The sequence below is a fragment of the Psychrobacter immobilis genome, assembly GCF_904846185.1.
Lineage (GTDB): Bacteria > Pseudomonadota > Gammaproteobacteria > Pseudomonadales > Moraxellaceae > Psychrobacter > Psychrobacter immobilis_B.
In genome coordinates this window covers 53,756-79,606 of record NZ_CAJGZQ010000005.1, presented here as the reverse complement: position 1 = coordinate 79,606, position 25,851 = coordinate 53,756, and the positions used below count along the sequence as shown (strand labels likewise).

General features: G+C 41.2%; 22 protein-coding genes. 6 read left to right on the top strand and 16 right to left on the bottom strand.

What is annotated here, in order from left to right; genetic code table 11:
- Positions 1 to 5 precede the first annotated feature (5 nt).
- From JMW94_RS03935 to aspS, 11 genes are all read right to left on the bottom strand, one after another.
- Positions 6 to 545, bottom strand: coding sequence for a YrbL family protein (locus JMW94_RS03935; RefSeq protein ID WP_201601483.1), 540 nt, complete (start codon positions 543 to 545; stop codon positions 6 to 8).
- A gap of 199 nt (positions 546 to 744) precedes the next feature.
- The gene (locus JMW94_RS03930) at positions 745 to 1,770 is read right to left on the bottom strand and encodes a capsular polysaccharide synthesis protein (RefSeq protein ID WP_201601480.1); all 1,026 of its coding nucleotides are present in this window, start codon (positions 1,768 to 1,770) and stop codon (positions 745 to 747) included.
- Complete coding sequence (locus JMW94_RS03925; RefSeq protein WP_201601477.1) at positions 1,706 to 2,560, bottom strand: glycosyltransferase; 855 nt, start codon at positions 2,558 to 2,560, stop codon at positions 1,706 to 1,708. Before JMW94_RS03925 ends, JMW94_RS03930 begins: the two co-directional genes overlap by 65 nt.
- 54 nt (positions 2,561 to 2,614) lie before the next feature.
- Positions 2,615 to 3,382 (bottom strand): glycosyltransferase family 25 protein, encoded by a 768-nt coding sequence (locus JMW94_RS03920; protein ID WP_201601474.1) that lies wholly within the window; start codon positions 3,380 to 3,382, stop codon positions 2,615 to 2,617.
- 10 nt (positions 3,383 to 3,392) lie between these two features.
- On the bottom strand, positions 3,393 to 4,157 hold the full coding sequence (locus tag JMW94_RS03915) for a glycosyltransferase family 25 protein (RefSeq protein WP_201601470.1): 765 nt from the start codon (positions 4,155 to 4,157) through the stop codon (positions 3,393 to 3,395).
- A 45-nt stretch (positions 4,158 to 4,202) separates the two neighbouring features.
- Positions 4,203 to 5,225, bottom strand: a complete 1,023-nt coding sequence (locus JMW94_RS03910; RefSeq protein WP_109591271.1) for an NAD-dependent epimerase — start codon at positions 5,223 to 5,225, stop codon at positions 4,203 to 4,205.
- Entirely contained in the window at positions 5,225 to 6,391 is a 1,167-nt protein-coding gene (locus tag JMW94_RS03905) for a nucleotide sugar dehydrogenase (protein WP_055124128.1), read from the bottom strand. The genes JMW94_RS03910 and JMW94_RS03905 overlap by 1 nt, the downstream gene beginning before the upstream one ends.
- A gap of 41 nt (positions 6,392 to 6,432) precedes the next feature.
- The gene (locus JMW94_RS03900) at positions 6,433 to 7,434 is read right to left on the bottom strand and encodes a Stealth CR1 domain-containing protein (protein ID WP_201601467.1); all 1,002 of its coding nucleotides are present in this window, start codon (positions 7,432 to 7,434) and stop codon (positions 6,433 to 6,435) included.
- Between the two features lie 16 nt (positions 7,435 to 7,450).
- A complete protein-coding gene (locus JMW94_RS03895) occupies positions 7,451 to 8,167 on the bottom strand; it encodes a glycosyltransferase (protein WP_372815322.1) in 717 nt (238 codons plus the stop codon).
- A gap of 387 nt (positions 8,168 to 8,554) precedes the next feature.
- Positions 8,555 to 9,517, bottom strand: a complete 963-nt coding sequence (locus JMW94_RS03890) for a lysophospholipid acyltransferase family protein (RefSeq protein ID WP_201601449.1) — start codon at positions 9,515 to 9,517, stop codon at positions 8,555 to 8,557.
- Positions 9,518 to 9,584: 67 nt separating this feature from the next.
- A complete protein-coding gene (aspS, locus tag JMW94_RS03885; RefSeq protein ID WP_201601753.1) occupies positions 9,585 to 11,411 on the bottom strand; it encodes an aspartate--tRNA ligase in 1,827 nt (608 codons plus the stop codon).
- Positions 11,412 to 11,779: 368 nt separating this feature from the next.
- On the opposite strand from aspS, the gene sohB reads away from it, so the two are divergent.
- The 5 genes from sohB to JMW94_RS03860 all read left to right on the top strand — a co-directional run bounded on the left by sohB (position 11,780) and on the right by JMW94_RS03860 (position 17,610).
- Positions 11,780 to 12,760, top strand: a complete 981-nt coding sequence (gene sohB / locus JMW94_RS03880; protein WP_201601446.1) for a protease SohB — start codon at positions 11,780 to 11,782, stop codon at positions 12,758 to 12,760.
- Between the two features lie 245 nt (positions 12,761 to 13,005).
- Positions 13,006 to 14,256, top strand: coding sequence for an acyl-CoA dehydrogenase family protein (locus JMW94_RS03875; protein WP_201601750.1), 1,251 nt, complete (start codon positions 13,006 to 13,008; stop codon positions 14,254 to 14,256).
- Positions 14,257 to 14,408: 152 nt separating this feature from the next.
- Positions 14,409 to 15,686, top strand: coding sequence for a phosphotransferase family protein (locus tag JMW94_RS03870; RefSeq protein WP_201601443.1), 1,278 nt, complete (start codon positions 14,409 to 14,411; stop codon positions 15,684 to 15,686).
- Positions 15,687 to 15,754: 68 nt separating this feature from the next.
- Positions 15,755 to 16,513, top strand: a complete 759-nt coding sequence (locus JMW94_RS03865; RefSeq protein ID WP_201601440.1) for a histidine phosphatase family protein — start codon at positions 15,755 to 15,757, stop codon at positions 16,511 to 16,513.
- 227 nt (positions 16,514 to 16,740) lie between these two features.
- Positions 16,741 to 17,610: an SDR family oxidoreductase gene (locus JMW94_RS03860; protein ID WP_227685405.1), complete on the top strand. Its 870-nt coding sequence runs from the start codon at positions 16,741 to 16,743 to the stop codon at positions 17,608 to 17,610.
- A gap of 131 nt (positions 17,611 to 17,741) precedes the next feature.
- Here the strand turns inward: JMW94_RS03860 and JMW94_RS03855 are convergent, their stop codons facing one another.
- The 5 genes from JMW94_RS03855 to JMW94_RS03835 all read right to left on the bottom strand — a co-directional run bounded on the left by JMW94_RS03855 (position 17,742) and on the right by JMW94_RS03835 (position 24,777).
- Positions 17,742 to 19,442, bottom strand: coding sequence for an AMP-binding protein (locus JMW94_RS03855; protein WP_201601437.1), 1,701 nt, complete (start codon positions 19,440 to 19,442; stop codon positions 17,742 to 17,744).
- A gap of 636 nt (positions 19,443 to 20,078) precedes the next feature.
- Positions 20,079 to 21,776, bottom strand: coding sequence for an AMP-binding protein (locus tag JMW94_RS03850; protein ID WP_201601420.1), 1,698 nt, complete (start codon positions 21,774 to 21,776; stop codon positions 20,079 to 20,081).
- Positions 21,777 to 22,340: 564 nt separating this feature from the next.
- Entirely contained in the window at positions 22,341 to 23,135 is a 795-nt protein-coding gene (locus tag JMW94_RS03845; RefSeq protein ID WP_109592779.1) for an ABC transporter permease, read from the bottom strand.
- Between the two features lie 100 nt (positions 23,136 to 23,235).
- The gene (locus tag JMW94_RS03840) at positions 23,236 to 24,114 is read right to left on the bottom strand and encodes an ATP-binding cassette domain-containing protein (protein ID WP_201501347.1); all 879 of its coding nucleotides are present in this window, start codon (positions 24,112 to 24,114) and stop codon (positions 23,236 to 23,238) included.
- 72 nt (positions 24,115 to 24,186) lie between these two features.
- The gene (locus JMW94_RS03835; RefSeq protein WP_201501346.1) at positions 24,187 to 24,777 is read right to left on the bottom strand and encodes an acyl-CoA thioesterase; all 591 of its coding nucleotides are present in this window, start codon (positions 24,775 to 24,777) and stop codon (positions 24,187 to 24,189) included.
- Between the two features lie 221 nt (positions 24,778 to 24,998).
- Here JMW94_RS03835 and xthA point away from each other — a divergent pair, with 221 nt between their 5' ends.
- Positions 24,999 to 25,823, top strand: coding sequence for an exodeoxyribonuclease III (gene xthA / locus JMW94_RS03830; protein ID WP_201501345.1), 825 nt, complete (start codon positions 24,999 to 25,001; stop codon positions 25,821 to 25,823).
- Positions 25,824 to 25,851 lie beyond the last annotated feature (28 nt).

The window sequence follows — 25,851 nt, the reverse complement described above, 5'->3', positions numbered from 1 at the left end:
TAATTCTAATGCTTAGTAGAATAATAGCTAATTTTGGATTTTATTTTTTGTTCAATCTTTCGAACATTATGGCTATTAATCGTTTTGCTCATTGCCCTAAAAGGAATGAATAATTTTTCACCAATGCCATCAACCAATACAAACTCAGGAATACCTTGTCTGTGCTCGGTATACATGATGCCAGCAATATTAACTTCACCCAATACCACATGCAATTCACAACACTCATCAAAAAACTTATCTAACGCCTTTGCATGTGTGTCATTAAACATATTGGTATTAGAAAGCTCATAAAGTGTCATGGTTGAGCCGCTAGGGTCTATGACCTTTTCCGTCACTAGGCCCAACCCTTTATCCGTTGCGATAAAGCCATATACGGTTTCCACTGGAAACGTAAATCGTTGCTGACCATAGTTATTCTTACAAAGCTGTAGATATTGCAATATCTCTCTGCGAAACTGTTTGTATATGCCCTGAGAATGATGACCGCGCAAGTAATGCTGCCCCTTTCTACCACCATTATATGTCGCATGCTCAGGCTTCATTATTTTGATAATTTTATCAGTATCAGATGGGTGCTCATATATATATACTTCTGAGTGCCTGCATCTATTCTTTTTAGATTTTGAATTAAAATCATAATAAATCTCAGTTAGTCATATAAAAAATTCAATGAATAGTCTAAGCAAAAGAAAAAGGTGATTTATGTTATAGGGACAGTCCGCATTAGTAATAAAGCTGTATTTAAGTGTTTTTTAATAAGTATTCATAGTACGAATCAGGTCTGACTTGTTTAACATAAGACATTTTATGGATGCCAGCTTGTGAGACTATGTTTTGATAATCGGCTTCAGCATAAAGGTTATGCAAAGTAGCAACTAGTAAATGAGGTTTAGTATCATCGATGATAGGGCATTGATACTGTGCAAGTTTGCCCTTAATTAGCGTGTCAAATAAGATTTGGAAGAAAAAATAATGAGGAATATATTCTTGCGTTTTCCAAAAGTTTAACATTAAATCCAAACACGTATGAATGACCGGATTTTTTTTGTGAGCAAAGATAACGCTGTTCAGCAAGTTTACCTTGTGCTTACTATCCCAGTTAAAATAGTAGCTATTAAATTTATACCATTGTTGTTTATTATGTGCGTCTGTGGCGCGCTGGTACATAAAAAAACCATTATCCTTTAACATATTAGGCAAAGGTTCGGTGAGATAGATAGTTGCATCTAACCAAACGCCGCCATAAACATCAAGTAATGCTAGGCGTAATAAATCTGCAAAAAATGCCGGTTTAAATCCTGAGAGTGTTTTTTTATCCCAAACAAATTTAGGTAGATCTAGATATTCATGAATATTACTGTCATCTAGCCGGATTATTTTATAGTCTGGACAGTGTTTGTCTATCGATTTGAAATATAATTTAACTGCTTCAGGCAACTGATTTTCATTAATACCTTGACCCCAATACTGCCAAATTATTTTTTCATCATAAAATTCTCTTTTTGGCTGTAATGAAAAAAATTCTAGCTTGTCACTGTAATATAGCTCAATAAAAGATGCCCAACACGTGGCTACTTGGTTTTGTTGCTCAAGATTGGCCTCTTTTTCAAACGCTTTGCGTTTGCTGTGTGGGGTGATTAAGTTATATAGATAACGATAAGGCTTTTTCTTTTTCTTTTTAAGCTGTTTATGGCTCTCACTATCAGAAAAAAAGTGAGGCGATATATTGCTTGAATCGAGTGTTGAGCTTTCTTCGACGTTTGCCATTCTTTTGTTCCCAGTCAGATTTTGTGATTTTGTCATTTGTTTCGGCTCTTAGATAAGCATGTCCGCCAAATCGATAATGTGTTTTATCCGAAAACATTATTTTTGAGCTTTTTTTCCAGTATTCGTGTTCTCCACGTGTGAAATAGGGTGGTAGAACCTTGATATCTGTGCGGTCTAATGCAAATTTGTTCAATTGACTTTCATCATGCCATAGTGCAATAACGTTATTTTTTAAATCTAATTCTGTGTTTTGGTTGAGATTTTCGCACATCTGTAAATATGCATGAGATTTCCCACCATTCAACGCACCTGTGAAATAATATTTTCCTTTATGATAGGGAATATATGCTTGTGATTGAGGGTTACGATCATAAGTGTAGGCACGTTTATTGAGATGAAACATATGAGGCTGGACGCCGAGACTCAGATCCTCATGCTGATCGAGAGGTAACAACTCATCTTCAGTGATGTCAGAAAGAAACTCTGTATTGGCATTAAAGTAGAATATGAAGTCATATTTTTCAATAATAGACTTTACCCCTAAAAAGAATTTAAAGCGCATCAATGTGCTATAAGGCCATCCTAAAGCCTCCTGTTTTATCATTGTGACATTCGGATAGTCAGTCTGCTTGCTGATTAATGCTGGGTTATCAGTAAATAAAACATAGTGTTTGTTACTATTGGGAAGTAAGTGTTTTTCAGCAGAGCAATAGAAGTACTCCCAAAAAACGGTATATCGACCAGTGGCAATATATAATATGGCTACAGATGGTTTGTTATCTTCCGTCATTACTTTCCCATTCCAAAATTATTATCATAATAAAATATTTAACGATAAAAAATACTATTTAAAAACTACTTCTGTCGCAAATATGGATTTCTTAAGTTTCATCGCAACCCTGTTAATTTCGCGCTTCGCTTTAAACATAGCAGGTTTTTTCTCTGACTTCATACGACCTTGACGATCTGTAATTAGGGCGCTTGGAAGCGAGGGATTGCCTTTATTTAACAGCATTTCTTGAATGCATAGAGCAGGGGTCATTTGATAGACGGGTTCAGCGTCATGTTTGATAAAATCGTCAAACATTAACTCATCAAGCGGTCGCAGTTTGTTTTTTGAGATATAGTCCAAATATACTTGCGCACCGCGCAACGACAAAATATAACCGGCGGTACCTAAATTTTTCCCTTTTAATTGGGCAATGCGCCGCCTATTTGAGACAATCTCAGAGGAGTTGGAGGACAAGAAGACTTTTTCAGAAAAGGCTTCTGTTTTAATAATATGCCAGTCAGGTTTTATCCAACTCGTGGTGGTTAATAGCGCTTCTGCATCTTCACCTAAATATATATCGTCTTCAAAAATGGCTAAATACGGTATATTTTGATCAATCATTTGTTGCCAAACGGAAGCATGGCTCATAAAACATGCCAATTCGCCACCAGTCAAAGCGATGTTTTCTAAATTAATGGGCAAATTTTGAGCATAAGTATGAGCCAAATCTGGAGTTAACGCATCAAAGAACTCAAAATCTACTTTATGTTTGCCAAACTCTTCGTTTATATGCTTTCTGCGCTCTACCGCAGATTCTAAACTTATTACGATATTTTTCATAAAATATAAACTACTTGTTTAGGTATAAGTTGGCAACAGCTGTGGTTTTATTTTGCCACATTCTTTTCTGTTTTTTTATATTATAGGACAAGTCTCTATTTTCTTTGTCTTTGCGTTTTATGTTTTGCGAAGCCTCAGTTCCTAAGATATCGCTGTCAAGTCCCAAGGGCTGTACCAATGCAGGCCAAACCCCCAAGCCTTTCCCATTGTCACTCAGCCATTGTTGGAAAAATATATCAACGGGCATAGAGATGGGTTTGGCGGCTGCTATAAATGCTTCAGCACCCTTACGTGACCAAATGAGGCCAAGACCACGAATAGGGAAATAATAGGCGTGCCATAATGTATGTTTATCAAAGCTCACGATATCCCGAGCAAGCTTTTTCTTTTTTGCTGCAAGATTTATCAAGTACCAGTCCAACGTTGGATGAGCATATAAAAACGCTAGGGTTTCATTGACGATTGTCTTGAAGCTGGTAGACAAGGTCATATCATCTTCTAGTACCACCAAAAAATCAGCATCCGTCTGCAAAAATTGTTCAGCGCAGTTGTAATGACTTAGATAACAGCCGATTTCGGAGCTTAATAAACCACGTCCTAGATTTTTTCTGGCTTGAAAGTCATCATAATCTGCAAAATCAGATAAATTTTTACCACGACCATCAAAGGCAGGTATCCTCTCAAACGGCCAGTCTATCTGCTCTAACTGCTGAGTTGCGCTCTCTAGACGTGTATCGCTTCCATCTAAATTGATCAAATATGTCAATGTTTTCATAGGTTGACCCTTCCTTGCTATATCTATTCTATGACTTATCGAGTTTTATGCTTGCTGTGATTCTCTTGTTTCTTCTAGATAATAGGCTCTGTACCAATCGACAAATTTTAAGATGCCATCTTCGATGCTGGTTTCGGGTCTAAAGCCAATGTCGGCTGTTAGCTCGTCTATGTCGGCATAAGTCGCTGGGACGTCACCTGGCTGCATGGGTAACAAGTTTTCTTTTGCTTTTTTACCGCATGCACTTTCAATCGCGGTAATAAAGCGGCGCAGCGTTACGGGTTGGTTATTACCGATATTGTAGATTTGGTAAGGTGCGATTGCTGTGGTCGCAAAAGATTGTTGTGGTTCTGGGATTTTATCGATAATACGAGTGATGCCTTCGACAATATCATCAATGTAGGTAAAATCACGTTGCATCTCACCATTGTTATAGACATCTATCTGCTCGCCTGCTAATATTTTTTTGGTGAATGAAAAGTAGGCCATATCAGGGCGACCATAAGGGCCATAGACCGTAAAAAAGCGTAACCCTGTCGTGGGGATATTGTATAAATGACTATAAGTATGTGCCATTAATTCGTTAGATTTTTTGGTCGCAGCATACAAGCTAATAGGATAATCTACACGATCTCCAGTGCTAAAAGGCTGCTTGATATTCATACCGTATACAGAGCTAGAGCTGGCGTATACCAAATGTTTTACCTGAGTCTGTCGACAGCCTTCAAGCACGTTCAGAAATCCTACTACATTGGAATCAATGTATTCATGTGGCTTTTCGATAGAATAGCGCACGCCCGCTTGTGCGCCGAGATTAATCACGATATCAAAGCCATGTTCAGCGAATAAACTGGCCATTGCTTCTCGGTCAGCCAGATCTAAGGTGATAAAACTAAAAGTATCTTCGTTTGATTGTTCGTTTAGGATTTTGAGACGGTCTTTTTTTAACGTAACCTCATAATACGAGTTTAGGTTGTCAATACCGACAATAAAGCAATCTTTGCCCAGCAATGCTTTAATTAAATGAAAGCCAATAAAACCTGCGGCACCAGTCACTAAAATCTTCATTAATCGCTCCCAAATAAATCTCTAGTAAACACTTTATGCGACACATCTTGGATGTCTGCAGATAAGCGGTTCGCCACGATAATATCGCTCATGGCTTTGAATGCGTCCAAATCCTTAATGACTTTTGAGTTAAAAAACTCTTCTTCTTTTAACACGGGTTCATAGACAACCACTTCGATACCTTTTGCTTTGATACGCTTCATAATGCCTTGAATAGCAGACGCTCTGAAATTGTCCGAGCCACTTTTCATCACTAGTCGATGGATACCAACAATTTTTGGTTGCTTTTCAATAATTTTATCAGCAATAAAATCTTTACGAGTGCTATTAGAATCAACGATGGCTCTAATAAGGTTGCTCGGGACGTCATCATAATTTGCCAATAGCTGTTTGGTGTCTTTAGGCAAGCAATAGCCACCATAGCCAAACGACGGATTGTTGTAATGATTGCCGATACGCGGGTCTAATCCTACGCCTTCAATAATTTGTTTGGTATCTAACCCAAAAGTCTGGGCATACGTATCTAGCTCATTAAAATAAGCAACACGCATCGCCAAATAAGTATTGGAAAATAATTTAATGGCCTCAGCTTCAGTAGATTCAGTAAATAGCTGAGGAACGTCTTTCTTTATCGCACCTTCCAAGAGCAAATCTGCAAATTGTCTCGCACGTTCCGACTGCTCACCGACGATAATTCTCGAAGGGTAAAGATTGTCATATAGCGCTTTACCTTCGCGTAAAAATTCAGGCGAAAAAATGATGTTATCTGTCAAAAATCGTTTTCTAATATCATTGGTATAGCCGACGGGCACTGTTGATTTTATAACGATTAGCGCATTTTTATTAACACTCAGCACCTCTTCAACGACGCTTTCAACACTTTTGGTATTAAAATAGTTGGTCTTTGAGTCGTAATCCGTAGGGGTAGCAACAATAATAAAATCTGCGTCTTTGTAAGCGGCTTTGGCATCTAAAGTGGCTGTGAAATCGATGGGTTTGTTGAGTAAAAAATCTTCAATATCTGGATCTTCAATAGGAGATTGCTTGGCATTCAACATCTCGACTCTTTCTGCTATGACATCGACAGCGATTACTTTATTGTGCTGGGCAAGTAACATAGCATTGGATAAGCCGACATAGCCTGTACCTACTACTGTTATTTTCATAAAAATTCCAAGGTTATATTTTTATTATTATAAGATTAGTGTTATTTAGTGAGATTTAGCAATAACGATGATGGCAGATGCTGGGAAAACTTCTGAATCATCGCCTCGGTAATATTGCTACGGGAGTTAGAGTCCAGCAAGTCTAAGCTTTGTATACAGCCATATTTGACAGATTTTTTTTGCAAACCTGCTAAAAAATCCTCAACACCATTTTCATTTTTTAGATAGTTGATTGCTACGGGCGGCTTGAGACAAGCTTTTCCTTGTTGAATCTTTAGGTGATTCATTAAGGTAATGGGATTTACCTGAGCCACATCTCTAAACTTATATTGAATTTGCTCAATCAATAGCTGAGGGTTATGCAAAAGATAGTTTTTTAAAATATTCTTATCGACAATATGGGGGTAGTGATGCACTTCAAAAAACTGATTCATCCCCAAGATTTTAGCGCTGAGCATTTGGGCAATTGTATGTTTGGGTTGAACTTTTTTGCCTGATAATTTTTGTAGAGATTTTCGATATTGAAGTTTGGCTTGTAGAAGGGTGTTTTTTCGCCAATGACCATGAATGATAATAGTGTCGTCATCTAAAAAATCTGTGATAACAGCAGGTTGGTTGAAGAAAAAATCATCATTCATGTATATGAAATAATCAGACAGACCTGGGATATTCCATAGCATGCTCTCAATAGACCGCGTGTTAAAAGTAGGCAAAAACTGCTCATAGCCCGCAAAGAGGTCTTTATGATCGATGATACGTATCTTGTCTTTTGCACAAATATCTTGTTCAGTAAATGCTTCAATCAGTGCCGGTTGCTGTTGGTCGGTGACGATATAGATATGTCGACAGAAAGGTACGTATTTTATGATGGAGGCAATATTGTAATATATTTCATCGTTACTGGCGAAACGTGTTGAGCTGATAGCATCAGATGCCGCGCTGGTTGTTTTCTGATAACGCGCTCTTTTTTGTTTGAGCAGTGGCTCATCACCATCTACCCAAGCAATCACAATATCTATTTGCTTTTCATCATCTGCTTTCATGGTATTTCCTATGGGTTTATCGCCAATAATCTTTTAGCCAAGGGCTTGGCTTAACATGACGATACCACTTGCCGCCGCTACCATTGATGGCATCTGGCGGATTAATCTCACCATGAAAGATGACAATCTTTGCGCCATCTGGCAGAGTAGGTGCACGCACAAAGTTAAAGGGAATAGGGGCGATGCATTGGTACTTGAAGCTGACACACCACGTTTTATCCCAATACTCTAAATGATGATGCTCACGTAAATAGTTAGACAGATAAGCCTGCTCATGGCGCACTTGGGTACGAATGGTGGCAAAGTTACGCTCAAAGTTTGCGAGCAAATCAGGATAGGTGTTCATGCCAATATTGAAACGATAAACAGAGCTATTACCAATCATTCGCCACGGTTTTTTCCAATCACGGATAATCACCACGCTGTCTTTATGCTGAGCTTGATAGGTAAAAAAGGCATCTATGTTGTCAACAATAACAATATCGATATCTAAAAATAAAGCCACACCTTTAAGGTCATATAGTTCAGGTTTGAAAGTCGTGAGTTTTTTCCAACCACGCTCAGGCCCAGCAGGCAAATCCATCTCTGGAATAGGATGGCAAGTCACAGCAGGGTCGATACCGCTACTATCATCAGTGAGGCAGATCATTTGAAAGTCTAAGGTCAAATGGCGACTGACCATATTATAAAGACGGTTGACGTACTCAGCGCCGTATTTGTCACCCCATTTCATACAGATAACATAACGCTGCTCAGCAGTGCTGCTGCGTGCGTGCGTGTGGTCTGTCGATGAGGTATTGGTTACGTCAGTTGCCATAATGCACTCATATTAATATAAATAAAAAATATTTAGGGCGTGTTCTCATTTTTAACATGGTGATAAAAATGAGATAAATTGCCGTCAAATGAAAAAATAGCGCAGACAATATTGAGCTATTGACTGACTATTTGACGCTATTTGGCAAAATTTAGCCATCTTTAATCCATTTATAGGATGATCGATTAAACTGAGGACACGCCTTAGTAACGTTCAAAGGTACAAAAGTCAGCCAATACTATCACAGCTAGGATTCACGATATCTCTAAACGTTTGGCTAATTGTAAGGTCATTGTTCATTGTTCATTGTTCATTGCCGGCGCGTGTGGTTGTATCATGAACGTTGTGATCGTTAGCCAGTTTGTTGTCACGAATGAATTTGGCTAAAGTTTCTTCATCAACGTTGTAAGGATTCCCTAATGTGGGAATGTGTTTGAAACGTCGATAGCCCCACATATAGTGACTGCATTTTTCTTCAATCATCTGTTGCATGGCTTGGTTAAGTGCATAAGCGGCGGTCTCGGCATGACGATCATAAAGTGCTGGATCATCGAGCTTATAACAATAGATGTCAAATCCACGACCATCCTCACGGCGAATACAAGATAAGCCGACCAACGCACATCTGGTTTTACTAGCAAGTTTAGAAGCAAGCGTACTGGTTAGCGTTTTAATACCAAAAAAGGGCACAACCACGCCGCCCGAAGGATCAGGAACATGATCGGGTAAGACGATACTAAAGCCACCTTGTTTGAGGGTTTTGAATATGGCTTTGACACCGCTACCATCGGTTGGTACTAAAGTCGCATTAAGCCTTGAACGCCCTTGCAGCACAAAGTTGTTGGTAATGTCGCCTTTGACAGGTTTGTACATAATGGTTGGGGAACCAAATTGATTGAGCCAAGCGTTCATCATCTCCCACGTACCGAGATGCGGCACGATAGCGAGCATGCCGTTGGAACTAGCAAGTCCTTCTAATAAAATGTCTTTATTATGAACGTCGCGAATCTGAGCGATACTCCACTCAGGTGACATGGCCCAGCTTTTGATCGATTCAATACTGGTCAAACACTGGTGATAAATAATCTCTTTGGTTAATACTTGTTTTTGCACATCAGTCAGCTTAGGCGCAATTAACGCCATATTGATACTGACTGTACGCATGATACTCAAATTTGGTATCTTAATAATCACCCACGCAACAAAACGTGCCAGTATCTGCAAGACAGACAATGGCACGATTTTAAAAATATGATACGGATTCATAACCATTCACACGGTGATGAATCACGTAATAAGTACTGAGAAAAATATCCGGACATCGTTAGACCATTTATTGCGCAGGTTTGTTGGTGTCAGCCTGTGCTTTTTCGCGCACACGGATACCAAGATCACGTAGCTGCTTGCTATCGACTTCAGCAGGTGCTTGAGTTAGTGGGCACTCAGCAGTTTTGGTTTTTGGGAAAGCGATAACATCACGGATAGAGTCAGCGCCTACCATAAGCATAATCAGACGATCCAAACCAAAGGCCAAGCCACCATGCGGCGGCGCACCGAATCTTAATGCATCAAGCAAGAAACCAAACTTGTCTTCAGCTTCTTGCTCGCCGATACCTAACGCTTCAAGTACCGCTTGCTGCATATCAAAGGTATTGATACGTAAGCTACCACCGCCAACTTCTGTACCGTTCAATACCATATCATAAGCGATAGAGAGGGCAGATTCTGGGTTGTTTTTCAATTCATCAACAGAACCTTTAGGCTTAGTAAACGGGTGATGCATTGACGTCCAACGACCATCGTCCGTTTGCTCAAACATTGGGAAATCAGTGACCCAAAGTGGCGCCCACTGACAAGTAGTCATCTCAAGGTCTAGACCAATTTTTTGACGTAATGCGCCGATTGCGTCATTGACGACACTGGCTTTATCCGCACCAAAGAAAATAATATCGTTGCTTTCTGCACCAGTACGCTCAATCAAGCTTACCAATACGTCATCGGTCATATTTTTGATGATAGGAGACTGAAGACCAGATTCTTGGTCAACGCCGTTGTTTATGTTGCTCGCATCGTTGACTTTGATATACGCCAAACCACGTGCACCATAAATGCTAACGAATTTGGTATAAGCATCTATTTGCTTACGGCTTAATGACGCGCCACCAGGAATTCGTAGGGCAGCAACACGACCTTTAGGATCGTTAGCAGGACCGGCAAATACTTTAAAATCAACGTCTTTCATTAAATCAGCAACGTCGATGAGTTTTAATGGAATACGTAAGTCAGGCTTGTCTGAGGCATAGTCACGCATAGCTTCTGCGTAAGTCATGCGTGGAAATTGCTCAAACTCAACATCCATCATGGTTTTGAATAAATGCTTAATCAAACCTTCGTTGATGTTCATGATTTCTTCTTCATTTAAGAAAGAAGTCTCAATATCCACTTGGGTAAACTCAGGCTGACGGTCAGCACGTAAGTCTTCATCACGGAAACACTTAGCGATTTGATAATAACGATCAAATCCTGACACCATTAATAACTGTTTAAACAGCTGTGGTGATTGTGGCAAGGCGAAAAAGTTACCAGGGCGTGTGCGTGATGGCACAAGATAATCGCGCGCACCTTCTGGCGTTGCACGAGTCAAGATAGGGGTCTCAACGTCTAAGAAACCATGGTCATCTAAGTAACGACGAATGGCTGACGTGGCTTTAGCACGGAAAACCATACGCTCTTGCATTTGCGGACGACGCATATCAAGATAGCGGTATTTTAAACGCAAGTCTTCTGATACTGTGGTTTTCTCATCATTTAATGGGAAAGGCGGTGTTTCAGATTTCGCCAATACTTCAATTTCTTTGCCCAACAGCTCAATCTGACCACTGGTCATATTATTGTTTTCAGTACCCGCGTAGCGTTGACGTACGCGACCAGTGATTTTTAGCACATATTCAGGACGTACCGCATCAGCCATTGCAAAGGCTTCTGGTGTATCAGGGTCAACGACGACCTGCAAGATACCAGCGCGGTCACGCATGTCTAAAAAAATCACCCCACCGTGATCGCGACGACGATGCACCCAGCCTACGATACTGATGGTTTGATCGATGAAGCTTTCGGTTACGGCTCCGCAATATTCGTCTCGATATTCGCTATGCGTCATAGTGCTTTGCGTCATAATATAATTATCCAGTTATCAGCCCAATTCGAAATACAATAATGCAGCCATTGCTGTACGATTCAAGCTATCCGCTAAAAACGCACAAATAACGCGATTAAGACAAATGGTCATCACGTTGGCTACAGAAAATTTGGTGTAAACGCATATTATGCCTAATCTGCCCTTGTTATACAACCAGTGGCGTCCAATCAAAGCGTAGGAAAGTATCAGTAATGGGCGTATTTATTCAGTAACATTTGCATTGGGTTAAATATTGTCATTTTGCTTGAAAATATCAGCCACTGTGCACATATCAGGCTCACTTATAAAATCTTATTAAAATTATTCTAATCATGTAAGGAATGCTACTCATGCTTTTTCACCCTGCTAAGAACCCTGTTGAGCTACAAGTTGTTCATCTAAATAAAAGCCAAGAACAACGCCGTGAAGACTTAATGGAGGCAACTCAAGGTAAAGCCGCGCTTAAGCAATTCAAAAAAGTAATGGCTAAAAAAGCCAAGCAAGCATTGAAAGCAAAAAGCAAAAATAAGAAAAAAAACAGTGATAATAAATCACAAGTTTTCGTTCTCGACTTTGACGGTGATATCAAAGCCACGGCAGTTAAACATTTACGCGAAGAAATCAGCACATTAATCAGCAGCGCAAATAAAGGTGATGAAGTCGTGGTACGTCTTGAATCAGGTGGCGGCTTGGTTCATGGTTATGGTTTGGCAGCAGCGCAATTGGCACGTCTAAAAGAGGCTGGTTTAAAACTAACAGTTTGTGTTGACAAAGTCGCGGCCAGTGGTGGTTATATGATGGCTTGTGTGGCGGATAATGTAGTGGCTGCGCCATTTGCTATTATTGGCTCAATCGGTGTGGTATCACAGTTGCCAAACTTTCATAAATGGCTAAAAAATCATGACGTCGATTATGAGATGTTCACCGCTGGTGACTATAAACGTACCGTTACTATGTTTGGTGAAAATGACGCTGACGACCGTGCTAAATACCAAGAAGAGCTTGAGCAAACGCACGAATTGTTCAAACATTTCGTGAACACCTATCGTCCAGCATTGGATGTCACGAAAGTCGCAACAGGTGAGCATTGGTATGGCGAAGATGCGCTAAAATTGAATTTAATTGACAGTCTGCAAACCTCAGACAGCTATATTTTAGAGCGTATGGAAGACAATGAAGTCTATGCGCTGCATTCACGTCAAAAACCAACGCTGGCAGAGAAGTTAGGATTGTCACAAGCAGCGGAAGCAACACTCAGCATAGCTATTGATAAGCTGCCAGATGCGCTAGCACGTTTTGATTTTAATAGTCGGTTAAATATCCTAAAGTAGTTTTTAATTTTCCACTCTAAATGGATGCATTGTTTGTATTTTGTAAAAGGCGTGTCCTAGCGGGTCGCGCCTTTTTACTGTTTATTCATAAATGCTGTGTTATAAATGTGGCATACAGAACAGAGTATACGCACGTACACTATAAAGTTAGCATTGAGCTTTTTATAAAAGTCTTATGTAAACGTGATGAAAATCATTAACCATCAGCAAGGAAAAGGATGCCAGCTATGTCTGAAAATACATTGATGTTTACCGCCACCGAACATGGTCAAACCATGCACGCCAAAGTCAAAGCATTTATCGAAACCTATATTGAGCCAATAGAAGCACAGTTTTGGGCGGATTGTCATGCGCAAAACCCAGACGGCAATTGGAAAAATTGGCAGTGGCCAGAGAAGTATGAGAGTTTGCGTAAACAAGCACGCGAAGCCGGTCTATGGAATTTATTTTTGCCAGATGACACGCTAGGGGCAGGGTTGTCGGTGACCGATTATGCACCGATTGCCGAGCTCACTGGTCGCAGTTTATTAGCGCCTTATGTGTTTAACTGTAATGCCCCTGATAGCGGCAATATGGAGCTTTTATGGCGCTATGGTTCTGAAGAGCAGCAAGACAAATGGCTAACGCCAATCTTAGAAGGTAGAACGCGTTCGGTATTTTGTATGACTGAGCCTGATGTCGCCTCCAGTGATGCGACCAATATGCAAGCGACAGCTGTGGTTGATGGCGATGAGATTATTATCAATGGCAGTAAATGGTGGTCATCAGGTCTGGGTGACCCTGCGGTCGATATTTTGATTGTGATGGCGTATACGCCTGATGAGAATAAAGACCGTCATCACCAGCATTCGATGGTATTGGTCCCAGCAAAGACAGCGGGTGTCAACATCGAGCGTATGCTAAAAGTCTTTGGCGATTATGATGCGCCGCATGGCCATGGTGAAGTCAGCTTTGATAATGTACGTGTGCCCGTCAGTCACTTTATCGGTGGACCCGGCATGGGCTTTGAGATTGCGCAAGGTCGCCTAGGACCAGGTCGTATTCACCATTGCATGCGCTGTATTGGCGCTGCCGAAAAGTCGCTAGAGCTGGCTGTTAAGCGCGGTATGGAACGTACCGCTTTTGGTAAGCCATTATTACAACTGGGTGGTAACTTTGAGCGACTCGCTGAGGCGCGTATTAAGATTGACCAAGCGCGTTTATTGACACTATATGCAGCGCAAAAAATGGACGCGCAAGGCACAAAGGCAGCATTGACTGAAATCTCTGCTATTAAAGTGGTTGCGCCAACTGTGCTACAAGAAGTGGTCGATATGGCGATTCAGATTCATGGTGGCATGGGCGTTTGCCAAGATACCATGCTACCTGCATTCTTTGCCCAAGCTCGAGCGCTACGCTTAGCCGATGGTCCTGATGAAGTGCATAAAACCATGATTGCCAAGTTAGAATTAAAGCGTCAGGGTTTTATTCATCCTTCTAAATCTGGTAAATCCTAAATTTAGTTATTCATAAACTTATAGAAATTGATTTAAATGAGCATTTGCTTGAATTAATTTCTCATTGAAATTCACTATTACACCGTTAATAGTGAATTTTCAGCCCTATATTCATTGATAAACATAATTGAGCACACGATAAGGAATGTCATATGGCAACTGCTAATCAAAGCAACACTACCGTCAAAGAAGTAGCTAATAAAGTCTTAGATAAAGGCGGCGAGGTTCGTGAGGGCGAAGAGCTTGATGCCAAAGCGGTCAGCTCATGGCTACGTGCTCAAAGCGTCGATATAGAAGGCGAGCCTACCGTTACTCAATTTTCAGGTGGCGCATCAAACTGGACCTATCGTTTGCAATATGAAGGCGAAGGTAAAAGCCAAGATTTAATTTTACGCCGTCCACCAAAAGGCACCAAAGCAAAATCAGCACACGACATGGTGCGCGAATATACGGTTCAAAAATCCTTAAAAGATGCTTATCCTTATGTCCCTAAAATGGTCGCGCTATGTACGGATGAGTCCGTCATCGGTGCCGACTTTTATGTTATGGAGCGTATGGAAGGTATCATTCCTCGTGCCCATTTGCCAAAAGGTATCGATTTAAATGAAGAGCAAACGCGTGCATTATGTACCAATGTCATCGATGCTTTGATTGAATTGCATCAAGTCGATTATAAAGCGCATCCTGATTTGGTCAATCTTGGACGCGGTGAAGGCTATTGCGAGCGCCAAGTGGCAGGTTGGGACAAGCGTTATGTCAAAGCCAAAACGCCTAACGTCCCAAGTTTTGCCTTAGTACGTCAATGGCTCGGTAAGCATACGCCTGCTGATAGTAAGACTTGTCTCATTCATAACGATTGGCGCTTTGATAATGTGATTTTGGATGCAGCAGATCCGACCAAGGTGATCGGCGTACTCGACTGGGAAATGGCGACCTTGGGCGATCCTTTGATGGATTTGGGCAGCGCATTGGCGTATTGGATTGAAGAAGATGACAACATCATTATGCAGCAGTCACGCCGTCAGCCCACCCATTTAAAAGGCATGATGACTCGCGATGAGGTGGTTGCTTATTATCTTGAGCAGACAGGTCTAGAGATAGACAACTGGACGTTTTATGAAGTGTTTGGTCTGTTCCGTCTAGCGGGTATCGTTCAGCAAATTTATTATCGCTACTATCATAAACAAACGACCAATCCAGCCTTTAAAAATTTTTGGATTATTGTGCACGTATTACATGCCAAATGTCTTAAACTGATTGCTCAATATGAAGGTGAGGCACTATTTACTAACCGAGTACAGCCGCATTTGCAAGATATAGGTATTGATGCTGCGATGATTGAGCAGTTGCCAAGTCCTATACAGGCTGTGATTAAAGGTATTTTGCCAAAGAGCTATTTTGGACAAAGCGCACCTAAAGCTGAAGAGTAAGCAAATTAAAAATTGAAAATCTAGAGCTTTTAAAAATTATAAGAGTGCGATTAATAAGGCAATATTTTATGACAACCATACTTTTGGCCCGTCATGGTCAAGCGTCATTTGGACAAGAGAATTACGATCAACTCTCAGAGCTGGGTGGCAAGCAAGCGCAGATGCTAGGTCAGCATTACGCGACGACTCAGCGTCGAATCGATGCGATTTTTACTGGTAGTTTGGTTAGACAGCAAGACTCTGCACATCATTTTTGGCAGCGTTATCAGTCATTTGTTAATACCGATAGCAATATCTCTAGTAAGCCTGCGATCGATATAAGTGCGCCGGATAGCTATGTACTGCCACAATTTGATGAATTTAATCATAAAGACGTGTTTATAAAGTCTAATCCTGCTTTTATGAGTAAAGGTGCTATTGCGGCTGAGATTGCGCAAGCAGAAGTGCCGTCTATGCGTTTAGCGGAGCTGTTTGATGCCGCAATGCAGCGCTGGCATGCAGGTGACAATGACAGTGATTATATTGAGAGCTGGTCACAATTTAATGAGCGGGCAAAACAAGCGCTTGAGCAAGTGCGTTTGCAAGTAGCCAATCTGAATTTAGAGCGTGATAGTACGGTGCTGGTGTTTACTTCGGGCGGCATTATTTCGGCTATTACCGCGCAGTTATTGCAGCAGGGCAGCTCAACAGCCTATCAAATTAATAAAAGCTTGGTTAATACGGGCGTGACGTCTATTACTTTAAAAGCGCAGAGTACACGGCTATTGTCTTTTAATGAGTACAGTCACTTATTTGCTGATGGCAAACGCTTCGTGACGTGGCGATAACATAGCATGTGATGGCCGGTGAGACATCAAGGTCATAATTAAGCCGTGATTAACATCAGGATAAAATGGCTACTCTAAATACGTAGCCGATTTTTATGTTATTAAAATCGGCTATGATAATTGTTGAGTATTTTTTGTGTATTTTTATGACAGACAAGCCGCACTTATCAATTTGCGATATTATAGACTGTCAACTTCATATAATATGGATGTAAACAGGACGTTCTATGCAAAATAAAGTGATCAATTTAGTCACCAAAAGTGCTAAACAAAGTAAAAATCAGCTATTTAGCGCAATTCAGCCCGCACGATACCTAAAAGGTTTAAATAAGCAGCAGATTGGTCGTGGTAAAACAGTATTAATCACGGGTGCCAGCTCAGGATTGGGCGAAGGCATGGCAAGATTGTTTGCCAAGCTTGGCTATAATTTGGCGATTTGCGCGCGTCGTACCGATCGTCTAGAAAGTCTACAATCAGAGTTAATGGCAGCGTATCCTGATATTCGTGTTGAATATCGAGCATTAGATGTCAGCGACTATGATGCCATATTCGAGGTGTTTGATGGGTTCGCAGCGGATTTTGGTCATATTGATCGCGTGGTGGTCAATGCCGGCGTCGGTGATAGCCGCCGGATTGGCAAAGGACGCTTTGATACCAATCGCAAAACCGTCGAGATTAACTTCATCTCAGCGCTTGCCCAATGTGAAGCGGCGATGAATATTTTCCGAGCCCAAAATAGCGGTCATCTGGTGGTGATATCTAGTATGTCAGCGATGCGCGGCTTGCCTAAACATTTGACCGCTTATGGCGCAAGTAAAGCAGGGTTGGCGCATCTAGCGGAAGGTATCCGTGCGGATATGTTATTGACCAAATTGCCGATTAAGGTATCGACTATTTATCCAGGTTATGTGCGTACCGAAATCAATGAAAATGCCAAACCTTTACCGTTTGAAGTAGATGCAGAAACAGGCACCAAAGCGATCGTTGCTGCGATTGAGGCAGAAGTAGACGAAGCTTGCGTGCCAAGTCTGCCATGGTCGATTGTCGGTCAAGCGATGAAGCATTTGCCATTACAAGTGGTCAATAGAGTCAGCTGATAGCGGTTGTGTTGTTATTAATGTCAAAATTAGTCAAGAAAAATTAACGCAACAAAAAGCCCGCTACATTGTATATAGTGGGCTTTTATTTTTTGAAACTTATAAGTCTTAACTACTGAGAGTCTTAACGACTACAAGGTTTGCGGATTATCTGACATATGTTTTTCACGCAATTTTTGACGTAGTATCTTGCCGACATTACTCTTAGGTAGCTCGGTGACAAACTCGATATGACGCGGGCATTTATAGCCGGTCAAGTTATCGATAGCGAACTCTTTAATATCACTTTTAGTGACGTTATTATCGGCCGGGACGATATATATTTTTACCGTCTCACCTTGATGTTCATCAGGAATACCGATGACTGCACACTCAATAATGCCTTTACAATCAAGCATAACCGACTCGATTTCATTTGGGAAGACGTTAAAGCCTGAGACCAAAATCATATCTTTTTTGCGATCTAATAATCTAAAGTAACCTTTTTCATCCATACTGACGATATCACCCGTACGGAAATAACCCTCTTTAGTAAAGTCGCTACTACTGTCTTTATTAAAGTAGCCCGACATGACATTTGGACCTTTGATGCACAGCTCGCCTGCCTGATTAACGCCTACTTCTTTGCCATCTTCATCGATAATAATAATATCAACGCTTGGACCAGGCGTGCCAATCGTACTATTAAATTTACGATCAATGACGATATTGTTGGTGCCGACTGCTACACATTCAGTCATACCCCAACCTTCAACCATCGGACAGCCTGTCACTTCTAACCAACGCGCCGCTGTTTGTTCGGTTGCTGCCATACCACCTGCCTGCGAGAGACGAAGTGAGCTGAAATCTAGGTCTTTAAAGTTTGGCTGATCAAGCAAGCCTTTAAACAAAGTATTAACCGCTGGGAAAATATGGAACGGCTGTTTGGATAAAGTTTTGATAAATCCAGGCATATCACGCGGATTTGGTACCAAAATAAAAGTGTAACCTGAGCGCATGCCAAGCAGGCTAAGCATGTAAGCAAAAATATGATACAGCGGCAGTGCCATGACCATATTGATATAAACCTCATTAATTTCTGAGGTAACAGGGCGAAACCATGCTTCTGACTGCATGGCCGCAGCAACGACATTACGCTGAGTTAATACCGCGCCTTTAGACAATCCTGTGGTACCACCGGTATACTGCAAAATCGCTTTATGTTGCAAAGCCGTTTTTGGTGCTTGAAACGGTAGGTTTTTACCTTTTTTCAGCACATCTGGAAACTTGGTAACGTTGTATTTAGGATCGTCAAGATTATATTTCGGCACTAAGCGTTTGACCTGACGGATTACCGTATTGACCAAAATACCTTTTAATCCCATCATATCGCCCATTTTCGATAGGACAATACGTTTGATATCCGTCTCTTCGATTACCTGCTCGAGTGCTTGAGCAAAGTTATCAACCACAAAAATAACTTGAGCACCCGAGTCGTTCAACTGATGGCGCAGCTCACGACCGGTATACAGTGGGTTAACTGGGGTACACACATAACCTGCCCGCAAAATACCAATCATCGTTGGCAGATATTGCGGCACGTTTGGCATCATGAGTGCGACCACACTGCCTTTAGGAATGCCTTGCGCTTGTAACCATGCGGCAACGGCCAGTGAGGCTTTATCCACATCACCATAAGTATGAGTGACACCCATACAAATAGTCATAGGATGCATACGAAAACGATTGAAACATTCCTCATACAGCTCTATGAGGCTCTCATATTGATCAGGATTAATGGTCTTGGGTACGTTTTCTGGATATTGCGCCAGCCAAGGCTTATCTACTGTCATACTTAGCGTCCTTAAATGTTGTGATACGTTAAGGTTCTATAAAAGAGTAGTCACATCCTTGTCAACAATATAAATCATCGCCTTAAGAGCAATGGATTGTCGCGTGCTATCCTATCGATTCACAGACTGCTAAAATACGGTGACCTCTATATAAATTATTTAACTACAAGCTCATTTCACTATAAAAAGCAGTGGTCTAAATACAGTAAACAGCTGGTTACTATTATCCTTACTAAGAAAAGCACCACTTGCTCATAAACTGATCTGAATTGAACGACTATCGACTCACACTAATAAAAAATAGCGTGACTTATTTTGGCAACACATTAACATAACTACAATTGATATTGTTATTTTTATACAAGAACTTGATAGTTTATAATTAAGTTTGATAAAGCAAAAAATATATGTTGTAACCATATAGAGGATAAGCGGTTAGCAACAAGGTGCGAACGGCATTTTACTTGGAAATTTATGAATCATGATAAGAATCATCTAGTTTGTAGAAAAAGTTGTTATGTAAAAGCATTAACATTATAGTTACAAAGTAATGATTTTCTGTATAAGAGTGATAGATTCACATAAAAAAAGCGCTCTACATATGATGTAAAACGCTTTTGATAATGATTTTTTTATTTACAATTGTGGGTTGTCCGACATATGCTTTTCACGCAGTTTTTGACGTAGTACTTTACCCACATTACTCTTTGGCAACTCACTGACAAATTCGATATGACGCGGGCATTTATAGCCAGTCATATTGTCCAATGCAAATTCTTTAATGACTTCCTTGGTGACATTGTTATCGGCAGGGACGATATAAATTTTGACTGCTTCACCTTGATGCTCATCGGGAATACCGATCACCGCACAATCAATAATACCATCACAATCTAGCATCACTGATTCAACCTCATTTGGGAAGACATTGAAGCCTGAAACCAAAATCATGTCTTTTTTACGGTCTAATAATCTAAAGTATCCTTTTTCATCCATGCTGACGATATCGCCAGTGCGAAAGTAGCCATCTGCCGTAAAGTCATCACTACTGTCTCTGTTAAGATAACCTGAGGTTACGTTAGGACCTTTTACACACATCTCACCAGCTTCGTTGACACCAACGCGATTGCCTTCATCATCGATGACAATGACATCGACACTAGGAACAGGGACGCCAATCGTACCGTTAAACTTGCGATCAGTGATGACGTTAGCGGTACCTACAGCGACACCTTCTGTCATACCCCAACCTTCAATCATGGCGCAACCAGTGACTTCCAACCAGCGAGCAGCTGTCTGCTCAGTTGCTGCCATACCACCTGCTTGTGAGATGCGTAATGAGCTAAAGTCTAACTCTTTAAAGTTGGGATGATCAAGTAAGCCTTTAAATAAGGTATTAACCGCTGGCAATATATGGAACGGCTGTTTTGACAGCGTTTTAATAAATCCTGGTATATCACGTGGATTAGGTATCAAGATAAAGGTGTAGCCTGAGCGCATGCCGAGTAGACTGAGCATAAAGGCAAAAATATGATAGAGCGGTAACGCCATGACCATATTGATATAGACCTCATTAATCTCTGACGTAATCGGTTTGGTCCATGCTTCTGATTGCATCGCCGCGGCGACGATATTACGCTGCGTTAAGATAGCCCCTTTAGATAGTCCTGTTGTGCCACCTGTATACTGTAAAAATGCTTTTTGATCTAACTGCATTTTTGGTTTGTGGAACGGCAGGCTTTTGCCTTTCTTCAGCACATCAGGAAACTTGGTCACTTCGTGTTTAGGGTCATTTAACTTGTACTTAGGCACTAAGCGTTTGACCTGACGAATGATAGTATTCACCAAGATACCTTTTAAGCCCATCATGTCGCCCATTTTCGAGAGGACAATACGCTTAATATTGGTCTCATCAATGACTTGTTCGAGCGCTTGAGCAAAGTTATCAACCACAAAAATAACCTGAGCGCCAGAATCATTTAATTGATGGCGTAATTCACGACCAGTATACAGTGGGTTAACTGGGGTACACACATAACCCGCCCGCAAAATACCAATCATCGTTGGCAGATATTGCGGCACGTTTGGCATCATAAGTGCGACTACACTGCCTTGAGGCAACCCCTGTGCCTGCAACCATGCAGCAACGGCAAGTGAAGCTTTATCAACATCATCGTAGGTATGGGTCACGCCCATACAGATACTCATAGGGTGCAGACGAAAGCGCTCAAAGCATTCTTCGTACAGCTCCATGATGCTGCTATATCTATCGGGGTTGATAGTTTTTGGTACACCATTAGGATAATGGGCAAGCCAAGGTTTATTCGGCGTCATAGTCAGCGTCCTTGAAGTTTAAAATAGGGTGAATTCTGTCGTAAAGCAGTCATATCCGTGTCAATAAAACACATCAGCGCTGACGTAAACCGTTTGCCGCTGAGCGTGATAATATCCTTATCTATTGACTGGCTGCTAGGTTTTATTGCTATCGTACAAAACGACTTAATCATTATTAAAGGATAATGACGTCAATTGAACGAACAGATCGCTTAATCATAAAAGCATTTTTGCTCTGAAATAAGCTCTACCTGTTATCTAACACTAAGGTATCAAAAAATAATGATACATTTAAGCAATACAGTAGCATGAATATCATCAAATACTATACTAGTATGAAATACTGAGCAGTGCATAAATAAAGCTGAAAAATATGATTTTTATGGAATTTCACGTGACTAGATAGATGCGCTGTTTGTCATTTAAGATACGCTATTCGACACTTAATAAGTATAGAAATGAATGAGTATAGAAGGATGAGTGAAGCAAAAAAGTTATCATAGCCAACATCAATATATCAACTATAGATTTGTCAGCACTCCAACTGAATGCAGTTATGCTCAATTATTCAGGTAATATCAGTTGCTTGTTTTGATTAAAAAAGCGTCGATAAATGAGTAAAGCGCTGATTGTACAGCCGAGCGTACTGCTCACACATATCAAAAACATAGTGACTATCTGATAGCGAATCGCTTGAGTGGGGTCAGCGCCAGCCAATATTTGACCCGTCATCATTCCGGGCAAGCTAACAATACCGACGACTAGCATAGAGTTCAGCGTTGGAGTCATGCCATTGACAATGGCGGCGCGTATTGGTTCATGCACTGCTTCAAATGGGCGAGCAGATAGGCTGAGCATCATCTCTATACGTCCTTGCTGCTCATGAAAGGATTCAATCAACTGGTTGCTGGTCAATGAGATAGCGGTGAGCGAATTGCCCAATATTAGCCCCAATATAGGAATAACGAATTGCGGTGTGTACCAAGGCTGTACTTTTAAAATAACCATGATGGCTATGGCAGTGACTAATATAGCCGAAGCGCTTACTGCTAACAAAGTGTCAGTTAACAAACCTCTATAGCTACGTTTGACGCGATTTTTGGCAGCAGCGCCTGCAATCAAGGTCATGATGGTCAAAATTAACAGGACTTCATACCACTGTTCACGAGCGAAAATCCATGCCAATATTAAACCGATAAAACTAAGCTGGAGCACCGTGCGGATAGCCGCGATTAACAGCGTTTTGGTCAGCTGTAAGCGTAGCCGCCAAGAGATAATAAGAACGATGATAATTAAGCTGCTGGCAAGGGCAATATCACCGTAAGTTAAAAATACTTGTATATCATCTGTACCGCTCATAGTGGCTCATTATATAAACTGACGAATATAAGATAGACGTTAATGCGAATTTGTTAAGAAAAGTCATCTTAAAGAGTGACATGACAGGCTTAGCTCAACATTAGAATATCTCAGTTAATGCCCCTGCTTGCATCTGCCAATGCTGATCGGCTAACGGCATGATGTCTTGTGTATCGTGAGTTACCCACAGTAATGTACGCTGCTTATCTGCCTGTAACCAATTCATGAGTAGATTGACGAGCTGGGCTGATGTGTCACTGTCTAGGGCCGCAGTAGGCTCATCTAGTAACAACACCCGTGGGTTCAATTGTAAGAGGCGTAACGTGTTGACCAGTTGCCGCTCGCCGCCCGATAGATGATAGACTTCTTGCTGCAAAAAGTCAGCGCTGCGTTGCAATTGCTCAAGCTGTGCGATATGCCAGTCGATATCAAAGTCAAGGTGCTGATGCGCTTGTAGCTGATAAGGCATTTGCAAGTTCTCAAGTACACTGCCTTCTAATAATTGTGGGTGCTGGGCGAGTAGGGCAACGTGCGTGCGCCACTGTATCGGTGCAGTATCATGGATACTACAATAAGCACTACTGGTTGATTGGTCATCACGGCGCAAACGCACATTGCCGCCGCTCATTGGCAATAGTCCAGCCAATACCCGTAATAATACCGATTTACCACTACCAGAACCGCCTGTCAACACGGTTACTTGACCTGCTAACAGCCTGCCTGTGGCGCCATCGATTAATAATCGTTGATGAGCAGGTATGATTGGCTGAGAGACAGTGTTTGGTCTTAGTTTGCTGATCCATCTTTGATAAATGGTAGATAGCGCAGATGTTGTGGCTTCTATGGCTTCCATATTTTTGTTATTAATACTTTTATCGCCAACCTTGTTATCATTATAGGCAGGTATGCTGGCTGTACGTTTACTATGTACCTGAATATTCTCGAATATCAGTATCGGTTTATTATTATGAAGATGCATAAGTCATTATCGCCAATTATTCAGCCACTAAATATCCAATCATTAAGTATCTAACTACTAATTATCCAGCCACTAAGCATTCAGCTGCTCGTGGATCGCTTGCTCAATGGCATCGCGTAAATGCTTTGGAACACGAATAGGGCGCATGGGCGTGGCACTAGCAACCGCAGTATCTGCCTTACTATTGGATAGCGGTTTGGTTTTGACTTGGTTTTGCACACAAGCAATGACGATTTTGCCACTACTTAATAAGCTGCTAGCATTAGCATTGCTATTAGCATAATCAGAAGAAAGGCTGTCTGGGCTGTGACGATAAATGCTCTGGTAAAAGATAATGCTGGCAGGTTTTAACTCGACTTTATCGATGCGCACACTGATGACTTCATCTAACAAAATAGCTCTTTTGTATTGCAAGTCTGCTTGACTGACGACAAAATGCTGAATTTCTCCATCGTCAGTCTGCAAAAAATACCCATTCAAATTCAGTTCCCCAAACCAATCACGGCGGCAGTTTTCAAAAAACACCAAATGATTGGCATGGTAGACTATACCGCCGGCATCAGTATGGTTAATATAGACGTTATAATTTTTGGTAAACAATGGCGTATATTCGCCGTCTACACTTGCCACTGTGTTTGTATTTTTGCTGTTATTTTTTATCATAAAGATGCTCGGTCATTGTTTTAATAAATATTGTTCGATGTTCATGATTCGATGGCCAAAATTTGATAGCAGCCATATTAACCACAACTACTCTAGCTTAAGATATCAGGGCGCGCAACAGTTAGGTCGGTCGACGTCTGTTATGATAGCGGATTGTGCACTTTCATAGCCCATTTCTTTATATTAGCACCGTATTTTCATCAATTAGTATAGGATAATTTATGACCCGTTTTGTCAGTTTTAATATCAATGGTATTCGCGCACGTCAACATCAGCTTGAGGCTGTGCGAGAAGTGATCGATCCTGATGTGATGGGTCTACAGGAAACAAAAGTACATGATGAGCAATTCCCCCTAGAGAATATAGAGAGTCTGGGCTATCACGTAGAGTACTTTGGTCAAAAAGCCCATTATGGTGTGGCGCTACTATCCAAGGTTGCACCTATATTTGTGCAAAAAGGTTTCCCTGGTGAAGATGACGAGGCACAGAAGCGTTTTATCCATGCCCGCTATGAATTTGACGGTCGTGAAATTGATGTGCTCAATGGTTATTTTCCACAAGGAGAGAGCCAAGACCATCCGACCAAATTCCCGATGAAGCGGGCTTATTATGCAGATTTAATGGCGTATATCGATACCCTAAAAGCAGAAGGTCGCTCGCTCATAATCATGGGTGATATGAATATTGCCCCAGAAGATACTGATATTGGCATTGGCGACGTCAATGCTAAGCGCTGGTTGAAAAATAGGAAGACCTCGTTTTTACCAGAAGAACGCGAGTGGTATGCGGCGCTGATGTCACGCGAGCTGACAGATACCTATCGCTTACATTATCCAGAGAGCACAGAGCTATATAGCTGGTTTGATTATCGCAGTCGTGGGTTCAATGATGAGCCGAAACGTGGCTTGCGTATCGATCATATTTTGTGCAGCTCGGATCTTGTTGAGGCCTGTGTTGATGCTGGGATTAGCTATGAGCTACGGGCGATGGAAAAACCGTCTGATCATGCGCCAATTTGGTCGGCATTTGATTTAAAAAAACGGTAATATTTATATAGGTCGCGTTTGATACTTC